The following is a 19,129-nucleotide window of genomic DNA, read 5'->3' as shown; positions in this document are numbered from 1 at the left end:
CCGGAAACGCAAAACGGCGGCCGAGGCCGCCGTCTGATTTCAGTGGACTTGAAGGATCAGGGAATGGTCAGAATTCCGACCATTCCTGCTTGACCGCCGCAGCCCCGCTACCGAAAGCGGTTTGAAGCCGGTGACCCATGGCACGCGCCGGGGAAGCGACCGGACGGGCTTGGGTCGAGGCGGCACGGATAACAGCTGGCTCCTGCAGCCCGGCTTCGCCCCTTCCCTCGCCAAGCCTGAACTGCGAAAGAAGCGCGGTGAGGGCACCGGCCTGCGCCGCAAGCCGATGGCTCGCCGCCGTCGTCTGCTCGACCATGGCGGCATTCTGTTGCGTGCTCTGATCCATTCCGTTGACGGAACTGCTGATCTCAGTCAGTCCGGTCGACTGTTCGCGGCTCGATACCACGATCGAGGCGACATTGCCGTTGATCCGCTGGACATTGGCAACGATCGTCTCCAGCGCCTTGCCGGTCTGGTCGACCAGCTGCACGCCGTCGCGCACCCGGGTTCCCGATGCAGAGATCAGCGCCTTGATCTCGCGGGCCGCGGTGGCGGAGCGCTGCGCCAGTTCGCGCACCTCCTGTGCAACGACGGCAAAACCCTTGCCGGCTTCGCCCGCGCGCGCCGCCTCGACGCCAGCATTGAGCGCCAGAAGGTTGGTCTGGAAAGCGATTTCGTCGATCACGCCGATAATGTTGCCGATCTCGTTCGACGAAGTTTCGATCGCCTCCATCGCGCCGACGGCCTGTCTGACGATCTCGCCGGACCGTTCCGCATCGCCGCGGGTGTGGTCGACAAGCGCGCCGGCCTCCGCAGCACGTACCGCAGAATCCTTGACCGCAGTCGTCACTTCGTCCAGCGCTGCCGCGGTCTCCTCGACCGAGGCCGCCTGCTGCTCCGTGCGCCGCGCCAGGTTTTCGGCCGCCGCGCGGATCTCGTTGGAGCCGGCATCGATCATCCGCGCGTTGTCACCGACTGCCTGCAGGACATCCTCCAGCCGGGACACGGACTCGTTGAAATCAAGGCGCAGCTGATCGAGCTGCCCGGCAAAGGGCTGGGTCAGACGGAAAGTCATGTCGCCATCGGCCAGATTTTTCAGGCCACGGCCGAGACCCTCTACCGCAAAGGCCACGTCGGCCGTTTCGCGCGCCTTCTGCGTCTCCCGGGCCAGGCGTTCGCCTTCGCTCATGGAACGATTGGCTTCGGTTTCGCGCTCCAGCTGTTCGCGTTCCAGTGCGTTGTCGCGGAACACGGAGACGGCCGCCGCCATCTCGCCCAGCTCGTCACGACGGCCAGCGCAGGGGATGGCGATATCCGTATCGCCGGCGGCAAGCCCGTTCATGGCGCGGGTAATGGCATCGATGGGACGGGCAACCCGAAACACGCTGAGCGCGGCGGCGAGAATGGCAACCGCCATGGCAAGCACGATGCCCACGATCGTCGCGGTCGTCGCGAATGACGCGGCGCTGTCGGCCGCCTCGCGGTCGGCCATGCCCAGCGCATTGTTCTCGTCGATCATCTGCGACAGGATCGTCCCCGCCTCGCCGCCCTTGGGCACCATCTGCCCGACCAGCGTCTTGGCTTCATAGACCCGAGAAGTGCTGACGAGTTCGATGAACTTGCCCGCCATCACGTCGTATTCGCCAACGACCTTGAGCAATTCGTCAAATCTCGCCTTGGCGGCCGGATCCTTGATCGTGCGGCCGAAGGCCTCGAAATTGGCAGCGCGTTCCTGGCGCTTGTCCTGCAACTGGCCGAGCCATTTCTTCTGCTCCATGGCATTGCTGCCCGAGAGCGCCATCAGCACGAGTCGCCGCAGATCCGCCAGGAGGCGATCCATATTGGCCATCGCCACGGACTGATCCATGCGGTGGCCGAGATTGCTGGCCTGGAGATCCATCTGATGAACGGATCGCAGGCCGAGCCCGCCCTGTATGATAGCGACAAGCACGACCGCGCCGAACAGCAGCGGCAGAAGAAGTTTGATCTTGAGGAAACCGAGCATGTGAGAACCATGAGGTGAGATGTGAAAACTACACACGCTCGTTTCTTCCACCATACGATAAAGAAAGACTTACTTTTACACTCGCTGCGGTTTCAGCCGAAACATATAAGTCTTTGCGAAAACATCTCTTGCTGCGGCCAGCCGCTTCGCCCTTCGCTCGTCTGACCGTCCCCGGCGATGGAACGCCGAGGGCGGGGCAGGTGTCGATGTTATTCCGCAGCCGCGTCCTCGGCGTGATCGCCGAGGAAACCGCCCGACTGTCGCTGCCATAGATCGGCATAGATGCCGCCGCTTTCGGACAGTTGCTGATGGGTGCCGGTCTCGATGATGCGGCCCTTGTCGAGGACGACCAGCCGGTCCATCTCGGTGAGCGTCGACAGCCGGTGGGCGATCGCGATCACCGTCTTGCCTTCCATCAGCGAGAACAGGTTCTCCTGAATGGCCGCTTCCACTTCGGAATCCAGCGCAGACGTCGCCTCGTCCAGCACGAGGATCGGTGCATCCTTGAGGAATACACGGGCGATCGCGATGCGCTGTCGCTGGCCGCCGGACAATTTGACGCCCCGTTCGCCCACATGCGCATCGAGCCCGACCCGGCCCTGCAGGTCGGCCAGCGTCTCGATGAAATCCCAGGCGGAGGCGCGTTTCGCCGCCAGGATGATCTCCTCGTCGCTCGCGCCCGGGTGACCATAGGCAATATTGTCGCGGATCGAGCGGTGCAGCAGCGACGTGTCCTGCGTCACCACGCCGATCTTGGCGCGCAGGCTTTCCTGCGAGATCGTCGCGATATCCTGGCCGTCGATGGTGATGCGCCCGCCTTCCAGATCGTAAAAGCGCAGAAGCAGGTTCATCAGCGTCGTCTTGCCGGCGCCGGAACGGCCGACCAGCCCCACCTTCTCGCCTGCCGCGACATTCAGGGTCAGGTTCTCGACCACGCCCTTGTTCTTGCCGTAGTGGAAACGGATGTTGTCGTAGGCGATTGCGCCTTCCGGCACTTTAAGCTTTGGCGCCGCCGGCTTGTCGGTCACATCATGCGGCTTGGTCATCATTTCCATGCCGTCATAGACCGTGCCGATATTCTCAAACAGCGCGGAGACTTCCCACATGATCCACTGCGACATGCCGTTGATGCGCATGGCAAGACCGATGGCAATGGCAATCGCACCGATCGAGATGGCGCTGTCCAGCCAGAACCAGATCGACAGACCCGCGACCGCAAACAGCGCCGCACAATTGTAGAAATAGACGAGAACCTGGAACATCGTCACCTTGCGCATCTGCGCATGAACGGTGCCCAAGAACATCTGCATGGCGTCGCGGGCGTAGTTCTCCTCGCGACCGGTATGCGAAAACAGTTTGACGGTCGCAATGTTGGTGTAGCTGTCAACGACGCGCCCGGTCATCATAGAGCGTGCATCGGCCTGCTGGGCCGAAATCTCACGCAGGCGCGGCACGTAATAGGCAACCGTCAGGCCATAAACGATGATCCATAACACGAGCGGGAGCGCCAGCCGCATGTCGGCCGCCGCTACCACGACAATCATCGAGACGAAATAGACGGCGACATACACGAAGACATCGAGGATCTTCATGACCACTTCGCGGATCGCAAGCGCCGTCTGCATCAGCTTCGTCGAAACGCGGCCGGCAAACTCGTTGGCGAAAAAGGTCATGGAATGGCGCAGCAGATAGCGGTGCATCTGCCAGCGTGCGACCATCGGAAAATTGCCCATCATGATCTGGTGCATGATCAGCGCGTTGAGCGTGGCGACCAGAGGCAGGCCGACCAGTACGACAAGCGCCATCATCACGAGCTTCATGCCTTCCTGAGCAAGAAAGGTCTCGCGGTTGGCCGTCGACAGCCAGTCGACGATATCGCCGAGGAATCGGTAGAGTGCCACCTCGCCGAGTGCGATCAGCGTCGTCAGGATCGACATCAGCACAAGCCATGGCCAGACCGGCCTGGTATAATGCCAGCAGAAGGCGAAGAGCCCTTTCGGCGGCAGGGTCGGGGCGACATCCGGATAGGGATTGATGCGCCGTTCGAACCAGGAAAACATGAGAAACTCCGTCGGTCAGACGGCTGTCCTGCCCTATGCATGGAAATGCAGGCAAAGGCTGGCAGCCGGAAAATCAGAAATCATGGCGCTGGATGGCCACGCAACGATCAGAGGGGAGAAAAGTTCGGATGAACCGCTAACGCTCAGGCAGAACAGATCTGGGCCGCAAGGCGCGTGTGCACGGTCATATCCATGAAGGCCTCCTTGGCTGGCGTTTCGATTGGTGCGTCTTTTACCGTCGGCAGCGCCAGTTGAAAAGGGCAAAGCTGAACAAGCCGCCCGAAAACCACCGCCGTTGCTTCCGTCCCTATCCCGGTTCGCCCGGCATCTTGAGATTGACGGTCTTTCTGGCATAGGACATGCGCATGACAGACCTTCGCATCGCCCTTTACCAGCCCGACATTCCCGGCAATACCGGCACGATCCTGCGGCTTTCCGCCTGCCTCGGTTTCGGTGTCGATATCATCGAGCCCGCCGGCTTCGACATTTCCGACCGCAACCTGAAACGCGCCGGCATGGATTATCTCGGTTCGGTCTCGCTGACCCGCCACGTCAACTGGCAGGTGTTTGACGAATGGCGCCGCGCGGAAAACCGCCGCCTCGTGCTTGCCTCCACCAAGGCCGCCCTGCCCTATATCGATTTCACCTACCAGCCAGGCGACATTCTTCTGTTCGGCCGCGAAAGCGCCGGCGTGCCGGACAATGTGCATGACACGGCCGATTCCCGCGTGCTGATCCCGATGCGCGAAGGCCAGCGCTCGATCAACGTCGCCATGTCGGCGGCGATGATCGTTGGCGAAGCGTTGCGGCAGACGGGATTCTGACCATCAATCGGCGGTCGGCAGGCGCCGCATGGTGAACTCGATCTGGTCGCCTTCCAACTGACGCCAGCTTTCCACTTCGGTCCAGTAGGCTGCCTTGGGAAAGGCGTCGAACCATTCCTTGGCTTTCTCGCGGGCTTGCGGCCGCGACAGGCAAAAGGTCTCGCGCACGAAATGACCATTTGTCGCAGTCGCCTGACCCAGGCGATGGCGATCCATCCTGCGTTTCAGGCCGTCGAGCGGCGGGACCCTGGTTTTCGTCATGCGCGCTACCTCTCGAAAGCAAGATAATGCGTCGGTCCGGGCTTTGCGAGTCGATTCTGAAAGGCGTATAGGCTCCCTCGATGCTTCCGTACCGCGCCTTCCATGGCAGCGTCATGACGGATGCCGAAATGATTTTGACCGAAAGGAACGACATGGAACGGCCGCAACTCGAAAAGGGCCTGCCCGAGGGTATCGAGGACAAGAAGGCAAAGGCGAAGGCTTGGTTCGAAAGCCTGCGCGACACCATCTGTTCCACCTTCGAGGCGCTGGAAGACGAAGTCTCCGGCCCTCTGTCCGATCGCACGCCCGGCCGTTTCGTCGGCAAGGACTGGCTGCGTGATGGCGGTGCCGGTGGCGGCGGCCGCATGTCGATGATGGAAGGCCGCGTTTTCGAAAAGGTCGGCGTTCATACGTCGACGGTTTACGGCGAGTTTTCCGAGGATTTTCGCAAGCAGATGCCGGGGGCCGACGAAGACCCGCGTTTCTGGGCATCGGGCATTTCGCTGATCGCCCACCCGGTCAATCCCAACGTTCCGGCCGTGCACATGAACACCCGCATGGTGGTGACATCGAGCCAGTGGTTCGGCGGCGGTGCCGACCTGACACCGGTGCTCGACCGCCGCCGCACGCAGGAGGATGCCGACAGCCGGCTGTTTCACCGCGCCATGCAGGACGCCTGCAACAACCATGCCGGCGTTGCCGATTACGATCACTACAAGACATGGTGCGACGACTACTTTTTCTTGGCCCACCGCAACGAGGCACGCGGCATCGGCGGCATCTTCTTCGACTGGCTGACGCCGCAGGCCGACAAGGGTGGCTGGGACGCCAATTTTGCTTTCGTGCAGGATGTCGGGCGCAGCTTCGAAGCCGTTTATCCGCAGATCGTGCGCAGCAATTTCAATACCGAATTCAGTCAGGGAGATCGCGACGAGCAGCTTATCCGCCGTGGCCGCTATGTCGAATTCAACCTGCTCTATGATCGCGGCACGCTGTTCGGCCTGAAGACCGGTGGCAATGTCGAGGCCATCCTGTCCTCGATGCCGCCGATGGTGCGCTGGCCCTGATCATATTTTAGCGATCCGTTAACAAAAGCAATATCCAATCACGTTCTGCGGTGCTAGGTTACTCCCATGGCTGTTAAGGCCGGTAGTACAGGGAGGATGTCGCATGGTCGCATCGCAGGGCATACCGCATCAGCATGAAAAGCCGGAACGTGGCCTCGTCAGCGAGGAACTGATCGATCGCATGGCGCGCGATATGCGGGCCAAAGGCGATCCTGATTTTCCGCATTCCTACTATGTCGCCCAGGTTCGCCATCGGCTGGCGGGCAAGCCTTCGCAAATGCCGCCGACTGATGACGGGCCGGACATTCCACCGCCCGGCGCCAAAGCCTACAGCTCGGTGTTTCATGCCTGGGCGCTGGCGGAATAGGTGCGAAAGAGACGCTATTTCCGATAATGGAAACGGCACTGCAGGATTTCCAGCCGCTGGTCGTCACCGCTGCCGGCCATGCGGTAAACGAACCTGTGTTCACCTGATATCCGTCGGGACCAGAAACCGGCAAGATCGCCCTTGAGCGGCTCGGGTTTGCCCGGGCCGACAAATGGTGTGCGCTTGGCGCTGCTGATCAGCTCATTGATTTTCAGAACCATCTTGGGGTCGCTGACCCGCCAGAACCGGTAACCGTCTCAGGCGTGGCGCGTCCAGGCTAACTTCATTCGGCAGTCGGGTCTTTTTCGAGGATCCGCCGATGGCCCAACTGCTCAAGGCCTTCATGCAGACGATCCGCATTGGCGGGCGTGGAAAGAAGATGAAGCGTTTCCTGCAGGCTCTCGTATTCGCCCTCGGCCAGCACGATGACCGATCCCTTGCCCTGCCGCGTCACCAGAAGCGGCGCACGCGATTCCAGCACCGTATCGAAATGCGTCGCAAGGTTCTGTTTGAACTCGGTGAAACGAACGCTTGCCATAATGCACCTCCAACAAAATTTGTACCTCTAGATGTATAGTTTTTTTTGCGGAAGACAGCCAAGTTGATCGGGCACATCAAAAACAACTACGGATCGAACCGGCGTATTGGCGGAAACCAATAGCCTTGGTTCTCGTTATCTCTGTGAGGCAGGTCGAACACAGGAATATGACCTTGTCTCACTTGAGGAGGAAACATCATGAAACTGTTCGAATGCGGCACGCTGGTGCCGGGATGCGAGTGGCATACGCGGACGGATGAGGATGCCGAGATCGTGCGCCGCGCCGTCGAGCATATGCGTTCCGCCCATGGCGAAACCGTCATCCGCGAAAACATGGTCGACAATATCAAGGCCCGCATCCGCGACGATGCGGACGAACGGGCAGCCTAATCGGCCTTGCCCAGCATATCAGACAGCCGGGCGGTCAGCGCTGCCCGGTCGAGAGCAAAATTGCGCTCGATCCAGAGCGTTTCCAGTTCGGCCAACAGCGCGCCGACCTTCGGCCCGGGCGCCATGCCCGCCGCGATCACGTCGCCGCCCGTCAAAGGAAAGACCGGCTTTTCAAAGCTTTCCGCACGCTTCAACAGCACCGAAAGCCGCGCCGCCTTGCTCATGGCGACAGGATCGCCCTCGGCATTCGCCCGGGACGAAGCCAGCGCCAGCTTCAACTGCATGAGCAGACCGTCGCCGCCAGCGCGGTAAAGAATGCGGTCGAAACCCACGTCGGTCACTTCATCGGGTGGAACCGGCGCCGTCGCCCAGCTTTGCAGACGTGCAGCCTCGACATTGGCCATGCGCAAGCGTTTTGCCATCTCGGCCAGACGGGGCGCATCGACCGGCACGATGGCCGCCAGCCGCAGCAGCGGATCCGGCGTCCAGCCGAGTGCCGCTTCCGCAGCCACGACGCCATGAATGGAATCGATGCCCCATTTCTCGGTCTCCGGCAGGACCGCCGTCAGCACCCCGGTCTGCCGCATCCACAACAGCGCCCGCGATGGATCAGGCGCGGCCAAGAGCTTCTTGGTCTCGCCCCAGATACGTTCGGCAGAAAGGGTCGACAGCTTGTCCTTGGCACGGGCAACGGCGCGCAGACCATCGGCATCCGGGCGGCCGGACCCGTAATAGGCGAAGAAGCGGAAAAACCGCAGGCTGCGCAGATGATCCTCGGCAATCCGCGTCGCGGCGTCCCCGATGAAACGGATGGTGCGCGTCTCGATATCCGGGGTGCCGTTGACGAGATCGATGACATTGCCGTGACTGTCGGCATAAAGCGCGTTGATGGTGAAATCGCGCCGCTCCGCGTCGGCCTGCCAGTCAGTGCCGAAGGCGACTTCGGCATGGCGGCCGTCGGTGGACACGTCGCGCCGCAGCGTCGTGACTTCGAAGGGCTGGCCATCGACCACAAGCGTCACGGTACCATGCGCGATCCCTGTAGGAACGGCCTTGATGCCAGCGGCTTCGGCCCGCGCCTGCGTGTCGGTCGGCAGCAATGTTGTTGCCAGATCCACATCCTGGATCGGCAGGCCCATCAGCGCATTGCGCACGGCACCGCCAACGATGCGCGTTTCGCCGCCATCACCGTTCAGAAGCTCAAGCACCCGCACCAGTGCCGGATTGTTGAACCAGTCCTTGTGGGCGATGTTCTTTGGGGTCGGACCGGTCATGCATAAAGCCTTTCGTAGAGCGTGCGCAGAATGCCGGCGGTAATGCCCCAGATATTGCGCTCGCCATAGGGCATGAGAAAAAAATGTCGCTCGTCGCCATCGAAGATGCGACTGTCGCGGTGGTGATTGGCCTCATCCATGAGAAATGGCAACGGCACTTCGAACACGTCATCCACTTCCGCCGGATTGAGCTGCAACTCGAATCCCCGCTTCACCACGGAGAGGATCGGCGTGATGCGAAATCCGGTCGGCGTGAAATATGTCGGCAGACGCCCGACCGGCTCCACGAACATCCGCGACAGGCCGATCTCTTCCTCCGCCTCGCGCAGAGCCGCCTCTTCCGGCGAATTGTCCTCCGGGTCGATCGAGCCGCCCGGAAAGGCGATCTGGCCGGAATGTTTTCGAAGCGTCGCGGTGCGCTGCGTGAGGATCACGCTCGCTTGCTCGCCATCATCGACAACGGGGACCAGTACAGCGGCGTCGCGCAATTTGAGTTCCTGCGCGCGCGCCACGAACAACGGATTGAGCGCATGGTCGCCATGCGCATTCCAGGCCTCCTCAAGCGGCATGCCCTTCTGATCCTGCGCCCGCGCTCGAAAATCCTCTGCAGAAAAAAGCGGGTATCGTGTCATGTGGCAAGCGCATCCAGTTCGGCCTGAGGCATGACCGGAAACACCGTGCCGCCGGAGCGGATGACGAACATCGCCTCGCCGTCGATCTCCTGCGTCTCGCCGAGTGCTACCAGATCATACATCACGGCGCGTGACACCAATGCCTCCAGTCGAGCCCGCACCAGAAGATAAGGCTTCAGTTCGCGGTTCTCACCGAACACTTCGAAGCGCAGCGGATGATCGGCACCGGCCTCCACCACATCACCGACATTGGTCCGAAAACTCAGGACGGCTGCACCATCCCGCTCAGCCACCTGCATCTCCACGGCCACGAAAGGCGCGTCGATGACACGGATACCCACCTTTTCCACAGGCGTGACGAGATAGGTTCGGCCATCCTCGTCCTTGCGCAGAACCGTCGAGAACAGCCGCACCAGCGGCGCGCGGCCGATCGGCGTGCCCATGTAGAACCATGTCCCGTCGGCGCGGATTTCCATGTCGAGATCGCCGCAAAAGGGCGGGTTCCAGCGTTCCACCGGCGGCAGCCCGCGTGTGCCGTCGCCCGTCTGCTCGGAGGCGCGGGCGATCATCGCTGCAAGACCCGCGGCATCCCCTGCCTGATTTATCGGTTCGGTCGCCATGATTGTGTCCCGGTTCCACCGTTAAGGACGTTGGAGTCACGAGATAGTCATTCGCGCCGTGCTTGTCAGCCGCCCACAGGGGAATAAGTTCACCGGCATGGTGCGCGCGCAGCATTCTCGATATGTATAGCGAACCGCCATTCGGTGCCTGGCGCCAGAAACGACAGAGGGAGACCCCAATGGGTGTGATGACGTCCACAGAAACTCCACTCGATGAGAAGGCCATCGTCGCCTCTGCTGAAAAGGCACTCGCAGATATCGCTGCCATTCGGGCCGAAGTCGGCAAGGTGATCTTTGGTCAGGAGCAGGTGGTCGAAAACACCCTTCTTGCCGTTCTGTCGGGCGGCCATGCGCTGCTGGTCGGCGTGCCGGGTCTCGCAAAAACCAAGCTGGTTACCACGCTCGGCACCGTGCTCGGGCTCGATGGCAACCGCATCCAGTTCACCCCAGATCTGATGCCGTCGGATATTCTCGGCACGGAAGTGATGGATCAGGACGACACCGGCCGCCGTTCCTTCCGTTTCGTCAAGGGACCGGTTTTCGCGCAACTGCTGATGGCCGACGAAATCAACCGTGCCTCGCCGCGCACCCAGTCGGCGCTTCTGCAGTCGATGCAGGAATATCACGTCACGGTCGCCGGCCAGCGATATGACCTGCCCGCCCCGTTCCACGTTCTTGCCACCCAGAACCCGCTGGAACAGGAAGGTACCTATCCGCTGCCGGAAGCCCAGCTCGACCGCTTTCTCTTGCAGGTCGATGTGCTCTACCCGGAACTCGATGCCGAACGCCAGATCCTGCTGGGCACGACGGGCATGTCCGAAGCCACGGCCTCCGGCGTCATCGACGCTGCCCGCCTTCTCGAAATCCAGTCGCTTATCCGTCAGATGCCGGTCAGCGACAAGGTCGTCGATGCCATCCTTTCGCTTGTCCGTTCCGCCCGCCCCGGCCATGGCAATACCATGACCGACCGCCATGTCGCTTGGGGTCCCGGCCCGCGCGCCGGTCAGGCGCTGATGCTTTGCGCCCGCGCCCGCGCGCTTTACGAAGGCCGTCTCGCCCCGTCGCTGGACGATGTCGCCGCTCTCGCCGAACCGGTTCTGCAGCACCGCATGGCCCTTACCTTCTCGGCCCGCGCCGAAGGCATGACCGTGCGTGACGTGATTTCCGGCCTGGCAAAACAGGTTCGCGGTTAAACCGTCTCGACCGAAAGGAATACGCGTGGCATCCATCGGTGAGATCGTCGACCAGACGCCGAGCGCAGAAGTCCTCAGCCGCGCCCGCCAGCGGGCCATTCTCGTGCCCGATTGCATGGTCGAAGCCCGCCGCATCGCCAACACGGTGATTGCCGGCTGGCATGGCCGCCGCAAGCGTGGCATCGGCGAAAATTTCTGGCAGTTCCGACCCTATGCGGATGGCGAAAGCCTTGCCCGCATCGACTGGCGTCGCTCCGCCCGTGACGACCATACCTATATCCGCGACAAGGAATGGGAAGCCGCCCACACCGTCTGGCTCTGGGCCGACATGTCGCCGTCGATGATGTACAAATCCACCTATGCGTCCGTTTCCAAGGAAAGCCGGGCGCTGGTGCTGATGCTGGCGCTGGCCGAAGTGCTGGCCCGCTCGGGCGAACGCATCGGATGTCCGGGCATCATGGAGCCGGTCTCGGCCCGCAATGCCGCCGAACGGCTGGCGACCGCGCTTGTCCACGCCCCGCCATCAACCGGCCTGCCGCAGACCGAGATGATCCGAGGCGCCAGCGATATCGTCCTGATCGGCGATTTTCTCGATGATGCCGACCGCGTGATGCAGCGGATCGCACCGCTCGCCCGTCGTGGCCTGCGCGGTCACGTCATCGAAGTGGCGGATCCCGCCGAAGAAATCTTTCCCTATAGCGGCCGCACCGAATTCACCGATCCCGAAACCGGCGAAAAGCTGACTTCCGGCCGCGCCGAATCCGTGCGCGATATCTATCGCAACGCCTATCTGGTACGTCGGGAAAATCTCGGTCAGTCGCTGCGCCGCATGGGCTGGAGTTTTATCGTTCACCGCACCGACCACCTCGCCTCGGAAGCGCTGGGCGCCGTCCACGGCTATCTCTCCGGCAATCCGCCGCGGGTCGCCCCCACCATGTCGGCCGGAGTGGGCGCATGAGTGGTTTCGCCTTCGCCAGTCCCGCCATCCTGTTTGCCCTGATCGCACTGCCCGCCATCTGGTGGTTGTTGCGCCTGACACCACCGCGTCCGCGAACAGAGGTGTTTCCGCCGCTGCGCATTCTCGCCACCGTCTTGAAACGCGAGGAAACGCCGGCACAAAGCCCATGGTGGCTGACGCTGCTGCGCATCCTGCTTGCCGCCGCCGTGATCCTTGCGATCGCCAATCCAGTTATCAATCCGCGTAACAATCCGCTCGCATCGGGCGGCCCGCTGGTGATGATCGTCGATAACAGCTGGGCAAATGCCGAGGACTGGGAACGCCGCGTTCAGACAGCCGATCTGATGATCAGCGATGCCGCCGATGCCGAAATGCCGGTCTCACTGGTTTTCACCGCAGAAGCGAGCCACGACGCCGTGCCCGCCAGCGCCACCGTCGCCCGCGAGCGCCTTGCCGCGGCTCGCCCGAAACCGCTTGTGCCAGATCGCCTGCGCGCCGCCCGCGCCGTAACGGAAGCGCTGAACGACACCGCGCCTGGCACGCTCGCCTTTCTCTCCGACGGCATCGCCACGCCCGCCGATGGCGAGATGCTGAGGGCGCTCGCTGCCCTGTCGCCGCGCGACATGCAACTGATCGAAGGCGACGGCCAGAAATCGCTGGCACTGACCGGCGCCACCAACAATGCCGCCGCCATGTCGGTCGCGGCAACGCGTCTGAAAACCGAGGGTGCGCAGAATTTTGTCGTCAACGCGCTCGACCAGCAGGGCCGTTCGCTCGCCACCGGCACGCTCGATTTCGCAGCCGGCGCCAACACCGCGACGGCCACGATCGACGCCCCGTTCGAACTGCGCAACGATTTCGCCCGCCTCGCGGTCGATGGCATCGCCACCGCTGGTGCCACGCATCTGCTCGACGATGGTTTTAAACGCCGCCGCATCGCACTTCTCTCCGGCGACAGTGGCAACGACTTTCAACCGCTGCTTCTCCCGCTCTATTACATCAGCCGCGCGCTCGAACCCTATGCCGACCTGATCCAGCCGCGTGGCGGCGATCTCGCCGCATCGCTGCGCGAAATCCTCACCAGCAACCCGTCCGCCATCGTCATGGCCGATGTCGGACGCCTGCCGGAGGAAAGTTACGCGCCGCTGCAGCGATGGCTGAACCGTGGCGGCACGCTGATCCGGTTTGCCGGCCCGCGCCTTGCCGCCGCCCCGGCTGACGATCCGCTTGTGCCGGTGCGTCTGCGCCAAGGCGAACGGGCGCTCGGCGGCGCTCTTTCATGGGCAGAGCCGCAGCCGCTCGCGCCATTCCCGAATTTTGGTCCTTTTGCCGGCATGGCCTCGCCCGCCGATATCACCGTGCGCCGTCAGGTTCTGGCCGAGCCGACGCCCGACCTCAATGAGCGCACCTGGGCAAGCCTTGCCGATGGCACGCCTCTTGTCACCACACGCGAAATCGAGGCCGGCCGTATCGTGCTGTTCCATGTCAGCGCCGATGCCACATGGTCGAACCTGCCGATCTCCGGCAATTTCGTTGAAATGCTGCGCCGTCTCGTCCAACTGTCACGCGCTGGCGGTGCCGCAGAGCCGCAGGCAGGCGCCGCTGGCGCCGCCGCCCTGCCGCCTTACCGTCTGCTCAACGCCGATGGCATCCTGTCGACCGAAGTCGGCAGCGCCCGTCCGCTCGCCGTCAAGGTCGGTATCAATCCTGTTGCCAGCCTCGACAATCCGCCCGGCCTTTACGGCTCGGAGGAAGGGTTTAGCGCGGTAAACCTGTTCGCCCCCAACGCTACGCTTGCGCCTTTCGATGCCTCGGCCGCGACTTTCCCGATCGTCCGGCAAGGTCTTGCCGGTGGTGAAGCATGGTCGCTGCGTCCCGCCCTGTTTGCGGCAGCCTTCTTCATGCTGCTTCTCGATACGCTGATCGTGCTGTTCATGAACGGTGGTTTTGCCCGTCTGCCGCACGCCGGTCGTGCCGCTGCCATGCTCGCCGTGATATTTGGCACGTTTGCCCTTACCCCGCCGCGTGATCTGCACGCCCAGAACCTGCAGCAACAAACCGCTTCCGGCGCAGAGATCCAGGCACAAGCACAGCCCCCGGCGCAGCCACAGCCCGGCCAATCCGCGCCACCTGCCGCTAGCCAGCAGACATCCGATCCGAACGCCCCGATCGAACACGCAAAGCCCGGCGACGAAACCATCCTCGAACGGCTCGACACCACCCATCTCGCCTATGTCATTACCGGCGAAGGCGATGTCGACCGCATTTCCGAACAGGGGCTTGATGGGCTGAGCCAGTTCATGACCTACCGCACCACCCTTGAGCCCGGCGCCCCCGTCGGTGTCGATATCACCAAGGACGAACTGTCCTTCTACCCGATCATCTACTGGCCGGTCTCCGCAACCGCCCCCATGCCCTCGGCAGCCGCCATTTCCCGCATCGACGCCTATATGCGCAGTGGCGGCACGGTGCTGTTCGACACCCGCGACCAGTTCAGCGCACTTGACGGTGGCGGCACCAGCCCGAACGGTGAACGCCTGCAGCAGATCCTCGCCAATATCGACATACCGCCACTGGAGCCGACCCCGAGTGACCACGTTCTCGCCCGCTCCTTCTATCTCCTCAACAATTTCCCCGGCCGTTACTCCGGCAGCCCGCTCTGGGTTGAGGCTCGTCAGGATGCGCGCAATCAGGGCGCTGGCCTCTCGTCGTCGGGCGACGGCGTGACGCCAATCCTCATCACCGGCAACGATTTTGCCGGCGCCTGGGCAGTGGATGCGCAGGGCAATTCCGTGCTGCCCACCGTGCCGCCGGATGACATGCAGCGCGAACACGCCTTTCGCTCCGGCGTCAACATCATGATGTACATGCTGACCGGCAATTACAAAGCCGACCAGGTACATGTGCCCGCCCTGCTTGAACGTCTTGGACAATAAAGGGAGCTGCCGATGACCATCGAATTCGCCCCCTTCTTCGCCTGGCCAATCCTTGCCGCTCTCGGCGTCTTCGCCGCCATTCTCGTGGTCTTGAGCCTGTGGCGCGGCCTGCGCGGCGCGTTGTTGCGCGCTCTTGCGCTCGTGGCGCTGCTGCTCGCCATCGCCAATCCGCTGCTGACACAGGAAGATCGCGAACAGCTGTCGACCATCGTGCCGGTCATCGTCGACCGGTCGCAGAGCCAGGAAACCGCCAACCGTACGGAACAGACCAACGAAGCGCTGGAAGGCCTGAAGGAACGCCTGTCGCGCTTCCCGCGCATCGAACCGCGTATCGTCGAGGTCAACGACAACCCCGATTCCGACTCGCCCTCGACGCAATTGTTCGGAGCACTCTCTGCGGCATTGTCGGACGTGCCGCCCGGCCGTGTCGGCGGCGCCATCTTTCTGTCTGACGGCCAGATCCACGATATGCCTGGGATCAATCAGGACGTCGGTTTCGATGCCCCGATCCACGGCCTGATCACCGGCCAGCCGGACGAATCCGACCGCCGTATCGAAGTGGTCAAGGCACCCCGCTTCGGCATTGTTGGCGAACGTCAGGACATGACGCTACGCGTCTTCGATGACGGCCGTCAGCAGGGTGGCTCGGCCGAGGTGACGGTCCGCATCAATGGCGAACAGGTCACGACCTTACAGGCCGCGCCCGGCGCCGAAACGCCGTTCAGCTTCACGGTGCCGCGCGGCGGCAACAATGTCATGGAATTTTCCGTCGCCGGCATCCCCGGCGAGGTGACCACCGCCAACAACCGCGCGGTCCACGTCATCGACGGTATCCGCCAGAACCTGCGCGTGCTGCTCGTTTCCGGCGAACCGCATGCCGGCGAACGCGCATGGCGCAACCTCCTGAAATCCGACGCCTCCGTCGATCTCGTACACTTCACCATTCTGCGCCCGCCGGAAAAGCAGGATGGCACGCCGATCAACGAACTGTCGCTGATCGCCTTCCCCACCCGCGAGCTGTTCGTCGAAAAAATCGAGGATTTCGACCTCATCATCTTCGACCGGTACAAGCACCGCGGCGTGCTGCCGATTCTTTATTACGATTACATCGCGCAATATGTCGAAAAGGGCGGTGCGCTGCTGATCGCCGCCGGTCCAGAACATGCCGGAGAGGATTCGATCGCCTCCACGCCGCTGGAACAGGTCCTGCCCGCATCGCCCACCGGCGACATGCACGATGCCGGCTTCTACCCGCATCTCTCCGCCGCCGGCCAGAAGCACCCCGTCACGCGTGGCCTTGAAGGTGCCGCCCAGAACCCGCCGGCCTGGGGCCGCTGGTTCCGCACCGTCGATGTGTCCCAACCGCGCGGCCAGACGGTGATGGAAGGCGATGGCGATCGTCCCCTCCTCGTCCTCAACCGTCAGGGCGAAGGCCGCGTCGCCATGCTCCTGTCCGATCAGGGCTGGCTGTGGGCGCGCGGTTTCGAAGGCGGTGGCCCGCATGTGGATCTCTATCGCCGCATCGCGCACTGGCTGATGAAGGAACCGGAACTGGAAGAAGAGGCGCTCACCGCCCGCGCTTCCGGCCGCACACTGGAAACCACGCGCCAGACGATCGGTGACGATCCGGGCCCGGCGACGGTCAAATATCCGTCCGGCAAGATGGAGAGCCTGCCCTTCACCCAATCCGGCCCCGGCCTGTACAAGCTGGAAAAGCGCATGGATGAAACCGGCCTATTCGAGGTTTCCAACGGCGAATTTTCCACTCTCGTGCATGTCGGCGCGGTCGATGCACCCGAGTTCAAGGCCATGGTCTCCACGGAGGAAACGCTGGCGCCCTATGCCGAACGCACCCGCGGTCTTGTCACCCGCGTCGCCGGCCAGGACGGCATCCGTCTGCCCGATATCCTGCCGGTGCGCGGTGCCATACGCGTGGCCGACGCCAACCGCATGACCATCCGCATGACCGACGAAACGGTGCTGCGCGGCATCAACACGCTGCCGCTGTTTGCCGGTTTCGCGGGTCTGGCCGCCCTGCTGCTCGCGGTCTCCGCCATGTGGTGGCGCGAGGGTCGTTAAGATTGCAGGAATGTCCCGCTTGGGCGCTGGAGATGCTCGTGTGCAATCCTTTACGGCCACAGGACCGCTTGCTATCGCCCTTCTCAAACATAGCGAGGGAAGCACGCATGGCCATTGAACTGACCATTACCGACGACTGGTTACCGGAGGAGGAAAAGGCGATAGAAGCGCCGCTGGTAGCCTACAATCTCAAGCGTTTTGGCAATCCCGAATTTCGAAACCTGGGCATTTTCCTGCGGGATCCGGATGGCAATGTCGAAGGTGGACTGGTCGGGCGAACGGGCCGGGGCTGGCTTTATACCAAGCTGCTCTTTGTCCCCGAGCATCTGCGCCGACAGGGCTTTGCCGGTCGATTGCTGAAAGCTGCCGAAGACGAGGCCCGCAGGCGCGGATGTATTGGCGCCTACATCGACAGTCTGAACCCCGACGCGGTCGCCGCCTATCAACAGCACGGCTATCAGATTGCCGGCCATGTCGGCCCGTTCAGCGCTGGCCACGGCCTCACTTGGCTCTTCAAACGTTTCTGACACAAGCCGAAATCCTGCCGGTTCGGGCAGCAGAGCGAGCCATTGCACAACGATGCGCGTTCTGCCAACGGGTGGGGCTCACCCTTACGTCAGTGCCGCATCCTTCGTTTCGGCATCGATCATCAGCGCGGCGGCGGCTGCCATCACCAGCAGGCCGGAAAATACGCCGATCGCAAGGCCGATACCATCGGAGACCACGAAGGCCATCAGCGACGGCGCCAGCAGACCAGCAAGCCTTGCCATCGCGCCTGCTGCCCCCATGCCAGTGGCGCGCGAGGCGGTTGGATAAAGCTCCGGCGTATAGGCATAAAGCGCCCCCCAGGTGCCGAGCAGCGCAAAGCTCATCAGCAGCAGTGCGGCCGCCACCAGCAGACCTTCATCGGCCACCACGAACAGCAGGCAGCCAAGCGCCGACAGAAGGCAGAAGGTCACAAGCGTGGGCCGCCGACCCCAGGCTTCGACGCCATAGGCGGCAAGCGCGTAACCGGGCAATTGCGCCAGCGCCACGACGACAAGAAAACCGTAGCCGCGCACGAAACCGAAACCGTCGGCCGCAAGCTTGGGTGGCATCCAGGTGAAGACGCCGTAATAGGAAATTGAAACCAGGAACCAGATCGCCAGAATCATGATGCTGCGCTGGCGTAGTTTGGAAGAAAACAGGCCGATATTCCTGACTGCCGGGGGCACGAGGATGATGACATCGGCGTCGAGCACTGGCTTTCCGTTGCCTGCCGAGACCCGATCGAGCACCGCTTTCGCTTCCTCACCCCGCCCGCGGCGCAACAGATAGAGCGGCGATTCAGGCACCAGGAAGCGCAGGCCGACGCCGAGAATGGCCGGCACGGCGTTGACGGCCAGAATATAGCGCCATCCGTCGTCCAACCCGGCAAGGCTGACTGCCCAGGCGCTCAGCGCAACCAAAAGGGTACCGACCGCCCAGAACCCTTCGAGCATGACCAGCCAGCGGCCGCGATTTTTGGCCGGCAGAAATTCCGCCATCATCGCATAATCGACCGGCAGCGTCCCACCCACGGCAAAGCCGGTCAGGAACCGCAGCACCATGAGGCTGGTGAAATCGGGCGAAAAGATCGCCAGCGTGCCGAACACGGCGTCGCTGGCGACGGTGAAGATCAGCACCCTCCGGCGACCGTAGCGATCCGCCAGCCGACCGCAAACGGCCGCGCCGATCAGCATGCCGAGAAAGAACAAGGTACCGGACTGCAGAGCCTGCGGAACCGTCAGGCCAAAACTTGTGGCGATCGAGGCAGCGGTAAAGCCGACCGCCAGAACCTGCATCGCATCCGCTGTCCAGACCAGGCCGAAGATCGCCAGCAAGCGTCGCTGATAGGCGCCGGCACCCGCACGATCCAGCGCCGCGTCGATGGAAATTCCCGTCAT

At 62.7% G+C, this 19,129-nt stretch carries 17 protein-coding genes and 1 pseudogene; 9 read left to right on the top strand and 9 right to left on the bottom strand.

Going from position 1 to position 19,129, the window contains the following annotated elements; genetic code table 11:
• Positions 1 to 67: 67 nt before the first annotated feature.
• Together ACQKKX_RS03230 and ACQKKX_RS03225 are read right to left on the bottom strand one after the other, a co-directional pair.
• Positions 68 to 2,005, bottom strand: coding sequence for a methyl-accepting chemotaxis protein (locus tag ACQKKX_RS03230; protein WP_427568745.1), 1,938 nt, complete (start codon positions 2,003 to 2,005; stop codon positions 68 to 70).
• A gap of 209 nt (positions 2,006 to 2,214) precedes the next feature.
• The gene (locus ACQKKX_RS03225) at positions 2,215 to 4,065 is read right to left on the bottom strand and encodes an ABC transporter ATP-binding protein (protein WP_427568742.1); all 1,851 of its coding nucleotides are present in this window, start codon (positions 4,063 to 4,065) and stop codon (positions 2,215 to 2,217) included.
• 365 nt (positions 4,066 to 4,430) lie between these two features.
• Between ACQKKX_RS03225 and ACQKKX_RS03220 the strand changes: the two genes are divergently transcribed.
• On the top strand, positions 4,431 to 4,889 hold the full coding sequence (locus ACQKKX_RS03220; RefSeq protein WP_427568739.1) for a tRNA (cytidine(34)-2'-O)-methyltransferase: 459 nt from the start codon (positions 4,431 to 4,433) through the stop codon (positions 4,887 to 4,889).
• A 3-nt stretch (positions 4,890 to 4,892) separates the two neighbouring features.
• Here ACQKKX_RS03220 and ACQKKX_RS03215 read toward each other — a convergent pair whose 3' ends face one another.
• A complete protein-coding gene (locus tag ACQKKX_RS03215; protein WP_427568737.1) occupies positions 4,893 to 5,150 on the bottom strand; it encodes a hypothetical protein in 258 nt (85 codons plus the stop codon).
• A gap of 152 nt (positions 5,151 to 5,302) precedes the next feature.
• Here ACQKKX_RS03215 and hemF point away from each other — a divergent pair, with 152 nt between their 5' ends.
• Both hemF and ACQKKX_RS03205 read left to right on the top strand, forming a co-directional pair.
• Entirely contained in the window at positions 5,303 to 6,217 is a 915-nt protein-coding gene (hemF, locus tag ACQKKX_RS03210) for an oxygen-dependent coproporphyrinogen oxidase (RefSeq protein WP_427569337.1), read from the top strand.
• Positions 6,218 to 6,320: 103 nt separating this feature from the next.
• Positions 6,321 to 6,584, top strand: a complete 264-nt coding sequence (locus tag ACQKKX_RS03205; RefSeq protein ID WP_427568734.1) for a hypothetical protein — start codon at positions 6,321 to 6,323, stop codon at positions 6,582 to 6,584.
• Positions 6,585 to 6,598: 14 nt separating this feature from the next.
• On the opposite strand, the pseudogene ACQKKX_RS03200 reads toward ACQKKX_RS03205, so the two are convergent.
• Together ACQKKX_RS03200 and ACQKKX_RS03195 are read right to left on the bottom strand one after the other, a co-directional pair.
• A pseudogene (locus ACQKKX_RS03200) lies at positions 6,599 to 6,826 on the bottom strand (Txe/YoeB family addiction module toxin); the annotation flags it as partial.
• A gap of 41 nt (positions 6,827 to 6,867) precedes the next feature.
• A complete protein-coding gene (locus ACQKKX_RS03195) occupies positions 6,868 to 7,122 on the bottom strand; it encodes a type II toxin-antitoxin system Phd/YefM family antitoxin (protein WP_427568731.1) in 255 nt (84 codons plus the stop codon).
• A gap of 198 nt (positions 7,123 to 7,320) precedes the next feature.
• Between ACQKKX_RS03195 and ACQKKX_RS03190 the strand changes: the two genes are divergently transcribed.
• Positions 7,321 to 7,512: a DUF1059 domain-containing protein gene (locus ACQKKX_RS03190; RefSeq protein WP_427568728.1), complete on the top strand. Its 192-nt coding sequence runs from the start codon at positions 7,321 to 7,323 to the stop codon at positions 7,510 to 7,512.
• Here the strand turns inward: ACQKKX_RS03190 and ACQKKX_RS03185 are convergent.
• From ACQKKX_RS03185 to ACQKKX_RS03175, 3 genes are read right to left on the bottom strand one after another with little or no spacing between them, the layout of a single operon-like run.
• Positions 7,509 to 8,786, bottom strand: coding sequence for a CCA tRNA nucleotidyltransferase (locus ACQKKX_RS03185; protein ID WP_427568725.1), 1,278 nt, complete (start codon positions 8,784 to 8,786; stop codon positions 7,509 to 7,511). The genes ACQKKX_RS03190 and ACQKKX_RS03185 overlap by 4 nt on opposite strands.
• Positions 8,783 to 9,418: a CoA pyrophosphatase gene (locus ACQKKX_RS03180; protein WP_427568722.1), complete on the bottom strand. Its 636-nt coding sequence runs from the start codon at positions 9,416 to 9,418 to the stop codon at positions 8,783 to 8,785. The genes ACQKKX_RS03185 and ACQKKX_RS03180 overlap by 4 nt, the downstream gene beginning before the upstream one ends.
• On the bottom strand, positions 9,415 to 10,038 hold the full coding sequence (locus tag ACQKKX_RS03175; RefSeq protein ID WP_427568719.1) for a DUF1285 domain-containing protein: 624 nt from the start codon (positions 10,036 to 10,038) through the stop codon (positions 9,415 to 9,417). The genes ACQKKX_RS03180 and ACQKKX_RS03175 overlap by 4 nt, the downstream gene beginning before the upstream one ends.
• A 179-nt stretch (positions 10,039 to 10,217) precedes the next feature.
• Here ACQKKX_RS03175 and ACQKKX_RS03170 point away from each other — a divergent pair, with 179 nt between their 5' ends.
• The 5 genes from ACQKKX_RS03170 (at position 10,218) to ACQKKX_RS03150 (ending at position 17,731) form a co-directional block, all read left to right on the top strand.
• Positions 10,218 to 11,231 carry an AAA family ATPase gene (locus tag ACQKKX_RS03170; RefSeq protein ID WP_427568716.1) on the top strand — a complete coding sequence of 338 codons (1,014 nt, stop codon included), beginning with the start codon at positions 10,218 to 10,220 and terminating at the stop codon, positions 11,229 to 11,231.
• Positions 11,232 to 11,256: 25 nt separating this feature from the next.
• Entirely contained in the window at positions 11,257 to 12,189 is a 933-nt protein-coding gene (locus ACQKKX_RS03165; protein ID WP_427568713.1) for a DUF58 domain-containing protein, read from the top strand.
• Entirely contained in the window at positions 12,186 to 15,125 is a 2,940-nt protein-coding gene (locus ACQKKX_RS03160) for a DUF4159 domain-containing protein (protein ID WP_427568711.1), read from the top strand. The genes ACQKKX_RS03165 and ACQKKX_RS03160 overlap by 4 nt, the downstream gene beginning before the upstream one ends.
• Positions 15,126 to 15,137: 12 nt before the next feature.
• Positions 15,138 to 17,204, top strand: a complete 2,067-nt coding sequence (locus tag ACQKKX_RS03155; protein WP_427568708.1) for a hypothetical protein — start codon at positions 15,138 to 15,140, stop codon at positions 17,202 to 17,204.
• A gap of 107 nt (positions 17,205 to 17,311) precedes the next feature.
• Positions 17,312 to 17,731 carry a GNAT family N-acetyltransferase gene (locus ACQKKX_RS03150; RefSeq protein ID WP_427568706.1) on the top strand — a complete coding sequence of 140 codons (420 nt, stop codon included), beginning with the start codon at positions 17,312 to 17,314 and terminating at the stop codon, positions 17,729 to 17,731.
• 84 nt (positions 17,732 to 17,815) lie between these two features.
• Here ACQKKX_RS03150 and ACQKKX_RS03145 read toward each other — a convergent pair whose 3' ends face one another.
• Positions 17,816 to 19,129, bottom strand: a complete 1,314-nt coding sequence (locus ACQKKX_RS03145; protein WP_427568704.1) for an MFS transporter — start codon at positions 19,127 to 19,129, stop codon at positions 17,816 to 17,818.

Source organism: Neorhizobium sp. NPDC001467, from assembly GCF_050275975.1.
Taxonomy (GTDB): domain Bacteria; phylum Pseudomonadota; class Alphaproteobacteria; order Rhizobiales; family Rhizobiaceae; genus Neorhizobium.
Note: the sequence above shows the minus strand (reverse complement) of the source record. Positions and strands in the feature narration are given on the sequence as shown.